Source organism: Pueribacillus sp. YX66, assembly GCF_041725775.1.
Classification (GTDB): Bacteria; Bacillota; Bacilli; order Bacillales; family UBA6769; genus Pueribacillus.
Window position 1 is genome coordinate 46,763 of record NZ_JBEUEL010000003.1, and the last position, 15,942, is coordinate 62,704.

General features: G+C 36.8%; 20 protein-coding genes. 15 read left to right on the forward strand and 5 right to left on the reverse strand.

Going from position 1 to position 15,942, the window contains the following annotated elements; translation table 11 throughout:
• Nucleotides 1-19 precede the first annotated feature (19 nt).
• Entirely contained in the window at nt 20-250 is a 231-nt protein-coding gene (locus ABU914_RS02255) for a penicillin acylase family protein (protein WP_379668135.1), read from the reverse strand.
• Nucleotides 251-486: 236 nt separating this feature from the next.
• Here ABU914_RS02255 and ABU914_RS02260 point away from each other — a divergent pair, with 236 nt between their 5' ends.
• The 7 genes from ABU914_RS02260 to ABU914_RS02290 all read left to right on the forward strand — a co-directional run bounded on the left by ABU914_RS02260 (nt 487) and on the right by ABU914_RS02290 (nt 5,248).
• The gene (locus ABU914_RS02260) at nt 487-1,944 is read left to right on the forward strand and encodes an amidase (RefSeq protein ID WP_379668136.1); all 1,458 of its coding nucleotides are present in this window, start codon (nt 487-489) and stop codon (nt 1,942-1,944) included.
• A gap of 121 nt (nt 1,945-2,065) precedes the next feature.
• Nucleotides 2,066-2,599 (forward strand): RNA polymerase sigma factor SigY, encoded by a 534-nt coding sequence (gene sigY, locus ABU914_RS02265; protein ID WP_379668137.1) that lies wholly within the window; start codon nt 2,066-2,068, stop codon nt 2,597-2,599.
• Nucleotides 2,596-2,934 (forward strand): YxlC family protein, encoded by a 339-nt coding sequence (locus ABU914_RS02270; RefSeq protein WP_379668138.1) that lies wholly within the window; start codon nt 2,596-2,598, stop codon nt 2,932-2,934. The genes sigY and ABU914_RS02270 overlap by 4 nt, the downstream gene beginning before the upstream one ends.
• Nucleotides 2,921-3,121, forward strand: coding sequence for a transcriptional regulator (locus ABU914_RS02275; protein ID WP_379668139.1), 201 nt, complete (start codon nt 2,921-2,923; stop codon nt 3,119-3,121). The genes ABU914_RS02270 and ABU914_RS02275 overlap by 14 nt, the downstream gene beginning before the upstream one ends.
• Nucleotides 3,122-3,375: 254 nt before the next feature.
• A complete protein-coding gene (locus tag ABU914_RS02280; RefSeq protein WP_379668140.1) occupies nt 3,376-3,561 on the forward strand; it encodes a PLD nuclease N-terminal domain-containing protein in 186 nt (61 codons plus the stop codon).
• A 14-nt stretch (nt 3,562-3,575) separates the two neighbouring features.
• The gene (locus ABU914_RS02285; protein ID WP_379668141.1) at nt 3,576-4,469 is read left to right on the forward strand and encodes an ABC transporter ATP-binding protein; all 894 of its coding nucleotides are present in this window, start codon (nt 3,576-3,578) and stop codon (nt 4,467-4,469) included.
• A complete protein-coding gene (locus ABU914_RS02290; RefSeq protein ID WP_379668142.1) occupies nt 4,466-5,248 on the forward strand; it encodes an ABC transporter permease in 783 nt (260 codons plus the stop codon). Before ABU914_RS02285 ends, ABU914_RS02290 begins: the two co-directional genes overlap by 4 nt.
• A 365-nt stretch (nt 5,249-5,613) precedes the next feature.
• Here the strand turns inward: ABU914_RS02290 and ABU914_RS02295 are convergent, their stop codons facing one another.
• Nucleotides 5,614-6,783 (reverse strand): MFS transporter, encoded by a 1,170-nt coding sequence (locus tag ABU914_RS02295; protein ID WP_379668143.1) that lies wholly within the window; start codon nt 6,781-6,783, stop codon nt 5,614-5,616.
• A 1-nt stretch (nt 6,784) separates the two neighbouring features.
• On the reverse strand, nt 6,785-7,306 hold the full coding sequence (locus tag ABU914_RS02300; protein ID WP_379668144.1) for a PadR family transcriptional regulator: 522 nt from the start codon (nt 7,304-7,306) through the stop codon (nt 6,785-6,787).
• A gap of 209 nt (nt 7,307-7,515) precedes the next feature.
• Here ABU914_RS02300 and ABU914_RS02305 point away from each other — a divergent pair, with 209 nt between their 5' ends.
• From ABU914_RS02305 to ABU914_RS02335, 7 genes are all read left to right on the forward strand, one after another.
• Nucleotides 7,516-7,992, forward strand: coding sequence for a CarD family transcriptional regulator (locus tag ABU914_RS02305; protein WP_379668145.1), 477 nt, complete (start codon nt 7,516-7,518; stop codon nt 7,990-7,992).
• Between the two features lie 642 nt (nt 7,993-8,634).
• The gene (locus tag ABU914_RS02310) at nt 8,635-9,027 is read left to right on the forward strand and encodes a double zinc ribbon domain-containing protein (RefSeq protein WP_379668146.1); all 393 of its coding nucleotides are present in this window, start codon (nt 8,635-8,637) and stop codon (nt 9,025-9,027) included.
• Nucleotides 9,028-9,046: 19 nt separating this feature from the next.
• Nucleotides 9,047-9,409: a DUF2085 domain-containing protein gene (locus ABU914_RS02315; protein WP_379668147.1), complete on the forward strand. Its 363-nt coding sequence runs from the start codon at nt 9,047-9,049 to the stop codon at nt 9,407-9,409.
• A gap of 12 nt (nt 9,410-9,421) precedes the next feature.
• Nucleotides 9,422-9,844 (forward strand): zinc ribbon domain-containing protein, encoded by a 423-nt coding sequence (locus tag ABU914_RS02320; RefSeq protein WP_379668148.1) that lies wholly within the window; start codon nt 9,422-9,424, stop codon nt 9,842-9,844.
• Nucleotides 9,845-9,867: 23 nt separating this feature from the next.
• The gene (locus ABU914_RS02325) at nt 9,868-10,485 is read left to right on the forward strand and encodes an RDD family protein (RefSeq protein WP_379668149.1); all 618 of its coding nucleotides are present in this window, start codon (nt 9,868-9,870) and stop codon (nt 10,483-10,485) included.
• A gap of 297 nt (nt 10,486-10,782) precedes the next feature.
• Nucleotides 10,783-11,967 carry an Alp7A family actin-like protein gene (locus tag ABU914_RS02330; protein ID WP_379668150.1) on the forward strand — a complete coding sequence of 395 codons (1,185 nt, stop codon included), beginning with the start codon at nt 10,783-10,785 and terminating at the stop codon, nt 11,965-11,967.
• Between the two features lie 12 nt (nt 11,968-11,979).
• Nucleotides 11,980-12,534 carry a hypothetical protein gene (locus ABU914_RS02335; protein ID WP_379668151.1) on the forward strand — a complete coding sequence of 185 codons (555 nt, stop codon included), beginning with the start codon at nt 11,980-11,982 and terminating at the stop codon, nt 12,532-12,534.
• Between the two features lie 45 nt (nt 12,535-12,579).
• On the opposite strand, the gene ABU914_RS02340 is transcribed toward ABU914_RS02335, so the two are convergent.
• Both ABU914_RS02340 and ABU914_RS02345 read right to left on the reverse strand, forming a co-directional pair.
• On the reverse strand, nt 12,580-12,714 hold the full coding sequence (locus ABU914_RS02340) for a hypothetical protein (RefSeq protein ID WP_379668152.1): 135 nt from the start codon (nt 12,712-12,714) through the stop codon (nt 12,580-12,582).
• A 227-nt stretch (nt 12,715-12,941) separates the two neighbouring features.
• Nucleotides 12,942-14,417 carry a catalase gene (locus ABU914_RS02345; protein WP_379668153.1) on the reverse strand — a complete coding sequence of 492 codons (1,476 nt, stop codon included), beginning with the start codon at nt 14,415-14,417 and terminating at the stop codon, nt 12,942-12,944.
• Nucleotides 14,418-14,762: 345 nt separating this feature from the next.
• Here ABU914_RS02345 and ABU914_RS02350 point away from each other — a divergent pair, with 345 nt between their 5' ends.
• Complete coding sequence (locus ABU914_RS02350; protein ID WP_379668154.1) at nt 14,763-15,887, forward strand: CdaR family transcriptional regulator; 1,125 nt, start codon at nt 14,763-14,765, stop codon at nt 15,885-15,887.
• Nucleotides 15,888-15,942 lie beyond the last annotated feature (55 nt).

A 15,942-nucleotide genomic window follows, 5' to 3' on the forward strand; every position in this document is an offset into this window, starting at 1 on the left:
GGTTGTTATTGTTTGCAAATCATGTTGTGAATCGCTTGTTACCGTCGAGGGAAGGAACAATTGGAAACTCGGAAAGTGGAATAAAGTTTTTCCATTCGTATTTTTCCTCCCAACCCGGCAAAAGTAAGAGTGCGTCATCACGATTTTCATAGATTGGAATTCTGCCATTCGCTTTATACGCAATCTTTCCGTCTTTTGAAGCAAAAACGAAGTTTTGAGTCGGAAAGAGGAACTGATATCTTCTTTTCATATCGTCAGGAAGTATACTAGAAACGAGAAATATCGAAATGTACAGTTTTCGATTCGCAAAGATTTTTGTTAAAGATCGATATTACGCTAGTTCGGTTATTACAAATTTCCTGGCTATACGTTTGAGGTTAGAAAATAAACCGTTTTTGCGAACCATATAAAAAGGGATTATCGTTCTAATTGTCGAAACGAGTACTTAGTCAAAAAATGAACGAGAGGTAAGGGGGAGGCTGGAAAATGACTAAAGTGAAACAAAACCGAGTCGTTGTCAGTGAACAAGAATTATTGTCAATGGATGCGAGTACGCTTGCAAAAAAAATTGCCAATCAAGAAATCACTTCCAAACACGCAACAAGTGTGTTTATTTCACATTTAAAAAAGGTAAATCATGTTTTAAATGGTCTCGTTGAAGATCGGTTTGAACAAGCCTTAAGAGAAGCTGAGAAAGCAGATGCTGAAATTAAGCAAAATGGGGCAGGTCATAAAAAGCTTCTCGGTGTTCCAATGAGTATGAAAGAATCGTTCGACGTTGCCGAAATGAAAACGACGGGTGGACTCATACATAGAAAACATATTGTTAGAAAGCAAGATTCTCATGTTGTTACTGCTTTAAAAGCAGAAGGTGCAATTTTTTTAGGTAAAACGAATACGCCAACGCTTTGCTTCTGTCAGGAAACAGATAACAAGCTCTATGGTAGGACGAACAACCCATGGGATTTAACGAAAACGACAGGAGGTTCTAGCGGTGGTGAAGGAGCACTGTTAGCTGTTGGAGGAGCGGCTGCAGGTATCGGTTCAGATATTGGTGGTTCGATACGGTTTCCAAGCCATTTTAATGGAGTCATCGGGTTTAAGTCAGGTAACCGGCAAGTTTCACAAGTGGGCAGTTTCCCACCTATTGATATTGATCTTCAAGAACGGATGCTAGGCATCGGTCCGATGACGAAGTCTGTTGCGGACGCAAAAATGCTGTATAACATTATTGCGAAAAAGCCAGCAGAGGCAAAGGATTTATCCCGATTTACAATGACAATTTTGCCACGGACAAACTACCCGATGTCAGATGAAACGGAAAATATGCTAGTAATGATCCAAAAACAGTTGCAAGATGAATATGAAACGATGAAGGCTGTTCCGCCATTTTTTGATCAATGTGCGATACTCTGGCAAGAAATAATGTCGGTCGATGGGGGCCAAGGTATCGCTGAAATAACCTTTGGTGCTGATAAAAGTAACGCTGTGACAGAGTATATGAAGGAAGTTGTAACAGGGAAATCCGATGTTCATCGATTTTTGTCATGGGCATTAATAGGGGCGAATCTATTTAAACCTTCGGAAAAAAGAGTGCAAGAAATCAATCATTATCTTGCAAAAGGTGATGAACAGCTTGAAGATTATTTAGACGAACGTATTTTGTTCTTCCCTGTTTACCATACGAGTGCCTTGAAGCATGGACGTGTATACAAAGAGATTTTTTCCATTCGAAAAACATTTTTAAAATATATGCCGTACGTCGCATACGCAAATGTGTGGGGGCTTCCGTCATTGACGATCCCAATTCAAACGGACAAACAGAACATGCCTATTGGCGTTCAACTCATGAGTAAAAATGGAAACGAAGATGCATTGTTCCAAATAGGAGAATGGCTTGAAAGTCGAAATCGTGGTTACATACGGTGTATGAACTACGATTAAGAAAGGAAATATTTATAGCTCGCCGAAAGAGGCGAGTTTTCTTTTTCAAGAATAATTGAACGTTTAGAACGTTGCGTACGTCATATAGGTAGAACAGACGGAAGGGGGGGCGTATGTTCAGTTGAATGAGCAAGAAGAAAGAAAACAAATAATTCTCGCGAAGCGGGGGAATGATGAGGCATTTGCTCGCTTATTTCAAGCGAATTACACATTTTTATATAAATATTTAATCAAACTTTGTCTACAACCTGAATTAACAGAAGATCTTGTCCAAGAAACGATGCTAAAAGCATACGTCCACCTGCAAAGTTTTAAAGGGGAAGCGAAATTTTCTACGTGGCTTATATCTATCGCGTCAAGGCTGTATATCGATTACGAGCGGAAGCAAAAAAGCGAGCGAAAACGGCTCGAAAAATTTCAACAAGAAGAAAAACGAAAGTTAAAATGGAGCGTTTTATCAAACGGTTATGAATGGACGGAGCATATGGAAATATTCGCAGAGTTGCCTCCACGTCTACGCGCACCGTTATTACTGCGTCATTATTATGGTTATACATTTTCTGAAATTGCCGCCATGTTGAACATAAAAGAAGGAACGGTAAAATCTCGTGTCCATCACGGAATAAAACGTATTCGAAAGGAGTGGTCGTCATGAAAGGTAACGATGAACATCATTGGGAAAAGGAATTTAAAGCTAACTTGACAGTTTTTGAAGACGTTCATCACGTTCGCGTTCCCGCTGAAGACGAACTGCTCATCACATTGAGGCAATTTAAAGAAGAGCAAAAAAAAGCATTTGTTCGTGAATTTATAGTCTTTTTCATTACAGCACTTGTCGTTTTAACTTCCTATGTTGTTATCGCACTAAAGCTGACGACTGTGTTCATATGGATTCAAGGCATCGCCCTTTTCGTTTTCCCGATGTTCCTTTTATTCGGACATCGACGAAAAAACAGTCGAAGTGAGGTGTTTCGAGATGAAAGTGAATGAATTCGTTCTTCTTTTACTCGTGTCACCGATTATGATTACCCAAAGCACGCTTTTGTTTATTGATGCGAAGAAAAAAGGAGCGAAGGCGTGGTTTTGGGGGATATGGGGATTGCTCCAATGTCCGATGCCAACCATTTTTTATTACTTTATTGTCGTTCGACCGTATCGAAAGAAAATGAGTGGATAGTGTTAAAACTTCTATGAAACTCTTCGAATTTAGATGGCTTGACATTGAGCATCTACGTTATGTAAAGACGTTGCAATCCTTGTTGCGTAAGGCTTTATAGCCTGTCATGTTCATGACTCAATTTAATGCATCAACAGATGTTAATTCCCTCTCAAAAAAGGGGGTAACACTTTGTCCATTAAATATTCAAGGTTTTACAATGTTCATAAAAAACTTTTGACAGTACGAATGAGTGTTGAGGGGGGAAGAATAGTATGGAAATTTCATGGGGACTTGTTGCTCCGCTAATTGTTTTACAGATAATCTTGATGATTGTGGCGCTTGTTACATGTATTAAAGACGAAGAAACGAACGGTCCAAAGTGGGCTTGGATACTTGTGATTATTTTAGTTAATATTTTTGGACCGATTCTTTATTTTCTCATTGGTCGTAAGAAGTAAGGGGAGGGAACGACGTGCTCTTAACAGTGAATCAATTAACGAAAATATATAACTCGCAAGCTGCTGTTGATAAACTTTCATTTGCAATTAATGAAAATGAATGTGTCGCTCTCATCGGTCCGAATGGTTCTGGAAAAACGACGACGCTTAATATGCTTGCTGGCTTATTAACACCAACATCAGGAGAAGTTACGTTTATGGGTAATCGAGGTATCGATCGACATAAAGTTGGCTACTTGCCGCAATACCCAACTTTTTTTCCGTGGATGACTGCACGTGAATATTTAAACTTCGCTGGTAAATTATCAAACGTTCCAAAAAAAGAATTAAAGACTAGAATTGATGATATGCTTGCTTTTGTTGGACTTGATGAAGTAAAAAATAAACGGATTAGCGGGTTTTCAGGTGGTATGAAACAGCGATTAGGAATTGCTCAAGCGCTCCTGCATGAACCGAAGCTACTAATACTAGATGAACCAGTCTCAGCACTAGATCCAACAGGACGTCGCGACGTTTTGCATATGATGAAACAGTTGAAAAAAAAGCTTGCGATTTTATTTTCAACTCATGTGTTGCATGATGCTGAGCAAGTATGTGACAGCACGGTCATGATTAAAGACGGGAAACTGAAATGGTCAGGGACGTTAGATGTATTAAAAAATAAAAAGCGAGATGCTACTTATTTGCTTACAACGAAAGAAAAGCAGCTTGAGCCTTGGCTCCGAACAAAAACGTATGTAACGACTGTTAAACTTCGTACACCATTGTCTGCAGAAATAATGCTAGAAAACGAAAGTGATCGAATCCATCTTTTAAAAGATTGTGTCCAAGATGAATTGGACGTCATTCATTTTGAGTTAAAAAAGCATACACTTGAAGATGCGTATGAGGAAGTGATGAACGGATGAAAACGTTTCTAACTTTATTCCAGAAAGAATGGCTTGAAGCGTGGCGTGATAAAAAATTGATTTGGCTTCCGATTGTTATGATTATTTTAGCTGTTTCCCAGCCGATTGCCTTATACTACATGTCAGATATTTTATCTAGTTCAGGAAATTTACCAGAAGGAGCTGTTATCGATATCCCTGTTCCGTCGGGTGAAGAAGTGTTGTCTAGCACGCTTTCACAATTTAATCTAATCGGAACTGCAATTATTGTTTTAAGTGTGATGGGAAGCATTTCGCATGAGCGGAATAGCGGTGCATTGTCATTAGTTATGGCTCGTCCAGTGCAACCTTTACAGTATATTAGTAGCAAATGGTTTGCGCATGCGATTATCTTAATCGTTTCATTTAGTATTAGTTACGGGCTGGCCTACTATTATACGATTCTCCTTTTTCATGACGTTTCATTAGTGCGTTTCTTCGCTAGCTTTGCGATTTACTGTTTATGGATTGTATTTGCGATGACCGTAACACTTTTAGTCGGAACGATGCTTAAAAAAGCAGGTGGCATTGCAGGAACAAGCATACTTTTCATTGCAGGTTTGTCGATCGCTAGCACACTTTTTCCGAAGTTCACGAAATGGAGCCCAGCAAATGCATTTAGTGAAGCGAATCAGTTTTTACTGACTGGAAACGGGAATGATACATTTTACCCGACGGTTATTACGACTTGCTTACTTATTATCGGGCTCGTCCTTTTAGCTGCTTCGTTATTTAAACGGTTTGAAAGCTATTCAACATAAAGCGGAGATTCGCAACAGTGGAGGCTCATTTCCGGAGATTTAGTGAGATATCGTGTAAAAAGTTTTACATTCATATAATTTGAAATAGAACGTTAAGAACGCTCGTTAGGGAATGTTAGTATACTTGAATACTGGATGTGAACAAGAGTGATGACATTGTTTTCATAAAAATGCGTTAAGCGAAGCGGTTTTACTGAAACGGTAAACTGTTTTATTAAGCCATCTGACGCGGTGGGGCTCGTTTTTAGCAAGGTTTACAGTGTTAATCTGTGGAAATGCAATGGATCGTTAAAGAATATCCATTGTTTACAACGATTCAAGCGGTTGATATGTGATGAAAAGGAAGGCTTCTACACCTTCCTTTTTTATGTTGTCACTTGTTTTACTTTATTCGTTTGCGCTTTGTACACTTGATAGAGGATAAAAGCGATAACGGATAAAACAATACCGGAAATATATGGAAGTCCAATTGTAATTGAGAAGAGCCAGCCACCTAACGGTGGACCGATAATTCGTCCGAGTGAATCAAACGATGAAAGCATACCTGTCGTGCTACCATGGCCTGTCGTGGATGTTTTTGTTAGTAGTGCTGATACTGCTGGACGAATAACTCCATTACCGATACCGAAAATCGTTAAAAAAATCGCTGCTGTCGTAAAACTGTCGACGAACAAGATGAGCCAAAACCCGATTGCTGAAACGACGGCACCGATTTGTATGACAAATCCTTCTCCAAATCGTTTCGTAAGCCGTCCGACTAATCCGCCTTGAACAATGGCCCCCGCTAAGCCCATAATCATAAATATATAACCGAGCTGTACAGTACCTAGCCCTGCTCTTTCTGCTGCAAAATAAGCAAACGTTGCTTCTAATCCAGCGAGAGAGAGTGAGACGAACAGCTGTAGAAAGTACAAAATCGATATCGAGCCTACAAATGCTTCGCGGAACGAACGTTTTTCTGCTTGTACATGCTCTCTCGTTTGAGGTAACGATTCTTTTAAAACAAGTAACACGAGAAAAACGGTTATGAAAGATGATATCCCCGCGATATAAAACGGCATGCTTAAGTTAGTTTTAGAGAAAATCCCACCGATTGCTGGTCCAAAAATAAAGCCTAATCCGACAGAAGCACCGACAATTCCCATTCCTTTTCCACGGTCTTCTTCTGTCGTTATATCAGCAACATACGCCATCACAGTAGGCATATTTGCTGACGAAAGTAAGCCACCAATAATGCGAGCGGCGAAAAGCATCCAAAGTTCAGTTGCAATCGCCATTAAGAAAAAAGAGAGAGAAAGTCCTGTTATCCCGATAACCATAATAGGTTTACGGCCAATTCGGTCCGAAATGCGTCCCCACATCGGTGCAAACAATAGCTGCATGACTGAATAAACGGCCATTAATAAACCAAGTTGAGTTGGAGAAGCTCCCATATCTTCAGCATAGAAAGGCAGGACAGGAATAATAATTCCAAATCCAACCATAACGAGAAACATGACTGCAAATAAGATCGGCAACGCTTTTTTAGTGTTCAAGTTAGTTCACTCCAGTTAGTACAAGCTTATCTATAATTTCAGTAATAAAAGAAATTTCGGCTTCAAGCATTTTTTTCTTATGTAAAAATGCTATGTTTATTCCTTTTTCTTCATGGTTTGGGACTTTATTTAATGCCTTATATTTTTCTTCTAGTTCAGATTGTTTTTTCTTTAATAAGTTCATCGTTTGTTCTTTTGGTAAATGGTCAAGGAACATAAATCCAATTTCATTTTTATATGTAGCCGTTTCAGCTGAAGCTAAATTTTGCATTAATAATTTCTGGAAATATTCAGTGCCCTTTTTATTAATGGAATACACTTTTCGGGGTGGACGATTTCCATCGTATTCGATTGACACGTCTATGTATTGCTCTTTGCTCAACTTATCGAGTAGCGAATAAGCAGTAGCTTTTTTCATAGTCGTGATGTATGTTAAATTTTTTTCAATAAAATCATGGATTTGGTAGCCGTGTTGACTTTGTGAAATTAATAACCCTAACAGTAATAATGAACGATGGCTCATATCATCCCCTCCAAGAATGATTATAAATCAAATTATAAATACTTTAATTATGAATAGTCAATGAATGACTAATAACAATCTGATTATACATAGGATTATTTTTGTGTAAATCTATTGACGTATATAAATTACAATGATATTATTATAATTTTTGACAAATTTACTTCTATATAGTATACTTCTGTATATATACAAATGGAGGTGTCTATTTGTTCCAAGTTGGAGATAAAGTTTTTTACCCAATGCATGGGGCAGGGACTGTAAAAGCGATTGAAACGATTGAGGTTCAAGGGGAAAATCAGCGCTATTACGTCATTAACATTCCAATCAGTAAAATGGATGTTAAAATACCTTGTGCTAATGTAGAGAAGGTGCACATTCGTTCTGCTGTCGCTAAAGACAAAGTTGACAGTATATTGCGAACGAAGCAAGTGACAACTAAGCCAAAAGTGACCAAAACATGGACGGAAAGACTTAAAGTTTATTCAGAAAAAATGAAAACAGGTGACATGGAAGCTACGTATGCAGTTGTTCAAAACCTCGTTTCACTGAGTGAAGAAAAGTCTTTAAATGCGACTGAACGAGATATGCTTAATAACGCTCGTAAACTTTTGATTAGTGAACTTGCATTGATTAAAGGTATCCCGGAAAGCCAAGCGGCAGAGATATTAGATAAAACATCATAATTGATAAACACAAACTGGCCTAGGAAGACAGCCAGTTTTTTGTCTTTCATAGATACAGCTGTCGTAAATTTAATGAGAATGAGATAAAAAGCTAAAGCCGATGATGGCACAAGTTTCAATAAGAAAACAAAGTGATTAACAATGAACAAGTAATTACTGTGTTAATTTGTGAAATAATTCTTTGTCGGACTTGGAAAGTAAAATGGAATGTAGTGATTGATGATGCAGACGAACGCTTTGTTTGTCTAAGTTTTTATCGATAGATTTTACAATTGAATCGTTGAACGTTTGTCCTCTGAATGAAATACACTATTTAAGCGCTCGGATTTAAGGATTGCTTGAGCTAATTTTTTGGTTACATGTTGATTAGGGAAAGAATTAGGATGAAATCGTTTAATCATTTCAGCGCATTCTAAGCTACAACTTTTTAGCATAAGGATTTTTTTGATTGGAGATTTGGAATCAGTCTTTCTTCATATATTTGTTATTTTTAATTTTTGAAATGGATCGTTTAGACTACGTTTGTATTTGGTGATTAGTAGGTCTAACAGCTTGTATTTACTATTTAATATGGTCATTTTTTCTAAAGTCTAGTAAAATTCATGTTGCTTTGTATTTATTTTATTGTTGGAGGGAATTGGTATGTATTGTCGTGAATGCGGTAACAGCGTCAATGAAAATGCTGAAATTTGTACAAATTGCGGTGTTCGACCTTTAAATGGTCATAACTATTGTCAATCATGTGGCAGTGAGACTAAGGATCAGCAAGAGTTATGTGTTAATTGTGGTGCAAAATTAGTCATTAATAAACAAGCTGTTGCAAGTGCAAATGATGAACCTTCAGGACTCGTAAATTTTGCTGCATGTTGTTTTCCAATTGTAGGATTGATTTTGTATTTTGTTTGGCGTGATGAAAAACCACGTTCAGCAAAGTCGGTTTGTAAATGGGCTGTTATTGGGTTCGGCATCGGAATTGTACTCTACATACTTGCGATTATTTTTGGTATTTTAGCAGAAATTGCACTTGGTTATTAAATATTAAGGTAGATTTTGGATGGAAAAACTGTTGCATGTCCTATTTGCTTGTCATAGAATACCTGAGCGTTCTTTCTTTTTTAGAGGTAAGCAGTTTCCAATATGTGCACGGTGTACTGGGATTTTAATCGGCTATTTGTTTGGCTTTGTTTATTTTTTATTATTTGGAACGATCTCATTTCTTTTTGCACTATTATTACTCGTACCACTGATGGTTGATGGCTTTGGTCAATTTGTCGGTAAATGGGAAAGTACGAACGTAAGACGTTTATTCACAGGATTATCTGCGGGGATTGCTACTGATTTTATTGTCTATTGGTTAATCGTATATGGAATTACTCACGGTAGACAATTAGGTAAGCTGTTGTTAGGTGTAATATAGGAGGTACATTGATTGTTTTGTTCCAATTGTAGTGTACAAATTCCTAAGCAAGCTGAAATTTGTCCGAAATGTGGGGTAAGACCATTTCGGATGAACTACTATTGTAGTGACTGTGGAAGTAAAGTAAGACAGGAAAATCAAGAATACTGTATCGAGTGCGGGGTTTTTTTAAATAAGCCTGTTGCAGGTTCTTACAGTCAAGTGATGGAACCATGGCTCGTTGCATTGTTATCTTTTCTTGTATCAGGACTTGGTCAAATGGTTGTTGGTCAAGTAAAAAAAGGTGCAACATTGCTTGTTGGCAGCATGATAATTGCCTTTTTTACATTTGGAACATCTTTTTTTTTAACAACGCCACTTGTTGTTATTGATGGATATTTAATTGGTAAAAAATTAAAAGAAGGTAAGAGAGTTGGGGAGTGGGAGTTTTTTTAATTTTTTCTTAGGAGAATATAAATATGTTTTCTAGGCAATGTGGCAATCCAATTGGAACTGAAGCTGATTTTTGTATTCAGTGTGGTTTTCGACCAATGAAAAGTTCAAATTTTTGCCAATCGTGCGGTGAGGTTACGTTAGACAAACAAGAGATGTGTATAAATTGCGGAAATATGTTAATAACGATAACTGCTCAAACATATGCCGGCTTTTGGCACCGATTTTCGGCTTTTATAATTGATAGTGTAATCATTACAATTCCAATTTTTATAGTTGGTTTTTCAATTGGATTTTTAGCAGAAATGAGTTTTATCACAGGGGCTTATGATTACAATGACAGGATTGCATTATTCGTTGATATCGCTTACGTCTTAAATTTATTCATTGCTATCTTAATTTATTTGTTATATTTTGCGATTTCTCATTCTAGTACTTGGCAAGCATCTATCGGTAAAAAGCTTGTTGGATTAAAAGTAATCGATTATAATGGTCAACGTATTTCATTTTGGCGTTCTCTTGGAAGGACAGTTGCTACTTATTTATCTGGTATTTTGTATATAGGATATATTATCGCTGGGCTTACTAAAAAAAAGCAAGCGCTTCATGATTTCATTGCTAAAACATACGTTATAAAAACTTAATCAAAGGACACGATTGTTCGTGTCTTTTTTTTACGTTTCATTTGTTTGCATAAAGTAAACTTGTATACAGAATGAATTCATGTTGTTTTCATAACTGTGTACATGTATTCATATCCGTATACATCCATTTGTATCAATGTGTGTGCGAGTTTAACAATTTGTATACAAAAATGAATACAATGATTAGGTTTTGTGTACAGAAAAATTAACGTTGATGAGTTTGATAATCTAGTATATTCTTATGTTAGGTGTTAGTTTTCATTTTTTACCATAAAAATTGATGAAAGGTATGATGGCATGAGTAAAAGTAGAATTGCTGCGATCGATGTCGGAAATGATTCAGTCAAAGCTATTTTTGGTAAAGCAGATTATGAATTGAATCTTCCTAACGTCATTGCGATAGATACAGAAGATAGACCAGTCATAGGAATAGAAGAACTAGATAAGAAAGATCCGTTGGAAGGAATACATATAAAAGTACACTCCCCTGCTTTGAGAGAGAACAACGTGATTTATCGGGTTGGAAACTTAGCTACAAAAAGTAGCAATGCGACGGAATTAGATCCAGGAAGCAGTAAATCAGAGGAAGATCAATCCCTTGTTATGTTATTTACATCACTTGCGTTAGATGCTGTTCGAGAAGAGAATGCAGCAGTATTTAAAAAAACAAATGAAGTCATTGACGCAACGTATACACTTGGAACAGGATTGCCACTTCGTGAAGTAAAAGAAGGGAGAGATGTCGCTTATCGTTCACAATTACTCGGTTCAGTTCATCAAGTTGAGTTTCTAGTAACTCCAAAATATCAGGGACTAAAAGTAAATATTAAATTTGATGAAGTGAAAGTGTACCCTGAAGGGTTTGCCGCTTATATTAATCTTGTTATGGATAATAATTTAAATATTATAAATCGAGAATTAGTAGATAAACGAATCATTATTCAAGATATTGGTGGTTTATCAACAGACATAGCGGTCATTAAAAATCGTAATGTTGATGATGACAAAGCTCAAGGGTTTAATATCGGCGTAGCAGAATCATTAGAAGAAATACGAGAAGAAATTCGTACAAGACATGGTGTTGAGTTGGATAGCCGACGTGATGTCGTTGAGATCATAACGCGTAAACATGATCGAAACCATATAATGGTGAAAGGGAATCGTACGAGCGTTCACGATATCGTTGATCGAGTTTTACTTGAATTAGCGAAAAAGCAATATCGCCATTTGCGAAATATGTGGCAAAAGAACTCCCAAACTGAAATTTGTTATTTTGTTGGTGGCGGTTCGATCGTTTTAAAAGAATATTTAATAACGTTAAATAACAGTTTAGATGGCTATAATATAGCATTTTTTGAAGATGAAAAAGAGAGCATTTGGATGATGGCAAATGCGTATTATAAACTTATTTCAGCATTCGATAAATCTGTGAAAAATGAAGAGAAAAATGAGGCAAGCAACAAAAAACATGCAAAGAATTGATAGGGTGATTCCGTGAAGAACAAAGGAATGACAACAATTCGGAGAGGACAGGCGATTACTTTTCGACTACCTTCCGATACACCTGATCATATATTAAAGCAATTGCAGAAGCTTAAAGAGACAGAAAGACGAAATTTCTCAAGTACAATTGCAGAGTTTGCGTTGGAAGGCGTAAAAAACTCACTAGTAAAAGAAAGAGAATCAATTACGATTCCTTTACCAAAACAACTAACAAAAGAACAACGAAGCTGGTTGAGGCACTCGCATTCGGAGACACTTATCGGAACAATTGTATATCAATTGCTTGAAGACCCTGTACGAGCGACAGCACTATTTGCCTCATTAAACAGTAATGCGACGAATATTGAAGATGCTCTTTATTTACAAGAGGAACTAGAGCCTAATCTTTTGAGTTCAACCGCGACCGAACGAGATGAAGATGATGATTTAGAGAATTTTGATTTAAACGAAGCACGACAACAACTAGCGCCTACAATGGAAGAAGAAATAATTGAAGAAGATGCAACTGATTTACTTGGAGACTTTATTTCACATATGAACAAATGAAAGAGAGACAGATGTAAAGTCAGTCCCTCTTTTATTTTTATGAACTTACGCCTGAGATTTTTCTCGCGAGTTCATGAACTGCTGAAATTGCTCTTTTAATTTTTTTCGTGATTTTTTAGTACGAAGTAAGTAAGCAACTCCAAGTATAATTGTTGTTAATGCTAATTTATTTCGCTTCATTTTATGTCAGCCTCCTTCGACATTATTCATTAAGTTTCCCGAAAGTAAAAAACTTAATCAGTCATTTCCCGGGTAATATTCGACAAGATTTATCACTCACTTGAGAGTACAAACAAGCTCCAAATAATTTAATTAGGTCAAACTAAACATTTTCAATAAAACAATGAATATGTAAAACTTAACTTATTAAAAAAAATAAAGCAGCGTAACCATTACGCTGCTCAATTTTACGAATTGCTCTTTACTTGACTCATGGGAATTCCACATGCTTTTGCGACACCTTCTCCATACGCAGGATTAGCTTGATAACAGTTGTGTATATGTCTAATTTTAATTTTTTCTGGTGCATTTCCCATATTTCGTGCAGTATTGGCGAACAATCTTTCTTTTTCTTCTTCATCCATTAAGTTAAACAAAAGCCCAGGTTGAGTAAAGTATTGATCATCATCTTCTCTAAAATCATATTGATATGCATCACCTTCAAGTTCAAGAGGTGGTTCTTTATATTCGGGTTGCTCTTGCCATTCACCATAACTATTTGGTTCGTAATGAAGTGTAGAACCAACGTTACCATCCACTCGCATCGCTCCATCTCGATGATAGCTATGAAACGGACAACGTGGTTGATTTACAGGAATCTGAAAGTGGTTTACACCAAGACGATATCGTTGTGCATCTCCATAAGAAAATAGACGCCCTTGCAGCATTCTGTCAGGTGAAAAACCGATTCCAGGAACAATATTTGCTGGATTAAAAGCTGCTTGTTCAACATCAGCAAAGTAGTTATCGGGATTGCGATTTAATTCAAATTCTCCAACTTCAATAAGAGGAAAATCTTTTTTGCTCCAAACTTTCGTTAAATCAAAAGGATTGTACGGCATATTTTTAGCTTCTTCTTCAGTCATGACTTGAATGTACATTTTCCATCTAGGAAAATTTCCATCCTCAATGCTCTCATACAAATCACGTTGATGAGATTCACGATCACGACCGATTAGATCAGCGGCTTCTTCATCTGTTAAGTTTTTAATGCCTTGCTGTGTACGGAAGTGGAACTTGACCCATGTGCGTTCATTTTTATCGTTAATTAAGCTGAATGTATGACTGCCAAATCCATGCATATGTCGATAAGATTTTGGAATTCCGCGATCACCCATAATATACGTGACTTGGTGAAGAGCTTCGGGCAATTTTGTCCAAAAGTCCCAGTTGTTATGAGGGCTGCGTAGGTTCGTACGCGGATCACGTTTTACCGCATGGTTTAAGTCAGGAAATTGCAATGGATCACGAAAGAAAAAGACCGGTGTATTATTACCGACGAGATCCCAGTTTCCTTCCTCAGTATAAAATTTCAATGCAAAGCCACGTATATCTCGTTCGGCATCAGCCGCACCTCTTTCGCCTGCGACTGTGGAAAAACGGGCAAACATTTCTGTTTTTTTACCAACTTCTGAAAAGATTTTTGCTTTTGTAAATTGAGTGATGTCATTTGTAACTACGAATGTTCCGAAAGCACCTGAGCCTTTAGCATGCATACGTCGTTCCGGTATGACTTCACGATCAAAATGAGCGAGCTTTTCCAAAAACCATACATCTTGTAACAACATTGGTCCTCTGCGACCTGCAGTAAACACGTTTTGGTTGTCTGCTACTGGTGCACCAGCTGCAGTTGTAAGCTTCTTTTTATTTTGTTTATCTGACATGATAGGACACCTCCAAAATTTTTAAAGAACAAATTACAATTACTATAATATACAAACCATTACAATTTAGTTAGTATTTTAATTTTATATTTTTTTTAAAGAACCTATATTTTTAAGTATGCAAATTAACATCGCAATATGCTGTAACTTGAAAGTTATTAATACAAAACGTTAATGTAGGTGTTTACCGCAATGAAAATCTCTGGTAAATTGATATGTAATAAAATTGAAATTTTTAAATTATTACTATCTCGTGTAAACTCCATTCATTTGTAGGAAGTCTAACATTGTTAAAGGCAATTATCAGAATATAATTAATTTACGTAACGTATAGGGGATGTTTCAATGAAACTCTCATCAAGTTTAGCGGAAAAAATAATTACCGAAGTTCAGAAAGTTTTACAAGAAAATGTCATCGTAGTCGGTGTGGACGGTATTATAATGGCTAGCACTGACCCCGTTAGAGTCGGAACTTTTCATGAAGGGGCATCGATCGTTGTTCGAACAGGTGAAAAACTTGATATTAAAAAAGACGATGTGAAAAAACTGAAAGGTGTCAAAGAAGGAGTCAATTTGCCGATCCGCTTTAACAATGCAGTTATCGGAGTCATTGGGATAACGGGTACTCCGAAAGAAGTTGGTCCGCATGGTGATTTATTAAGAAGAATGACTGAATTGCTTATTCAAGAAAATTATATTCGCGAACAAATGGATTGGCGCGAACGTTCATTAGAAGCCTATGTACTTGATTGGTTAAAAATGAAAAAATGGTCGAGTGCGATGATTCAGCGTGGAGAAATATTAGGACTTCAACTTGATGTCCCACGGAAATGTATTCTCATCCATATCCAAAATGAAGAATTTTTGCAATCGTTACAACCTAGTCTTTGGTTATATCTCCAACGTTTTGTCACTCAATTCAATACGAATGATATTCTTGTACGTTGGGGAAGCAATCGATTTGTTATTTTGGAAGAGGTTGATGCTCATGATAGCAATGCGCGAACAACATATCGTTTACAGAAATTAAGAGAGTCTATATATAAAAAATTCAAATTTCAAATTGCCGTCGGAGTGGGGGGACCAGTAAGTGCAAATAAAGTTTATGAATCTTATGAGCAAGCGAGACGCGCATTACCGGTTGCAATTGAAAAAAATGCGATCGTGTTTGAATCTGACCTTCGATTAGAAATTTGCTTACAAGATATTACTGAAGAAACACGTATTCTATTTTTAAAACGAACGTTAGAACCGTTACTTGGTGAAGATGAATTAATTGAAACGTTAAAAGTGTACATCGAATGCAATGGTTCACTTAAACAAGCATCTAAACAGTTACACATCCATATCAATACACTTCATTATCGTTTGAAACGTATAGAAGAGATAACGTTATTAAATCCAAAACAATTTAAAGATCGAGTGACTTTATATATGGCGTTGTTGTTTTTGGATGATCATACAAATTAGTTTCGTTGAAATTGCGCTAAATTTGTTTCTTTACACATTTCAACAATCTGTCACA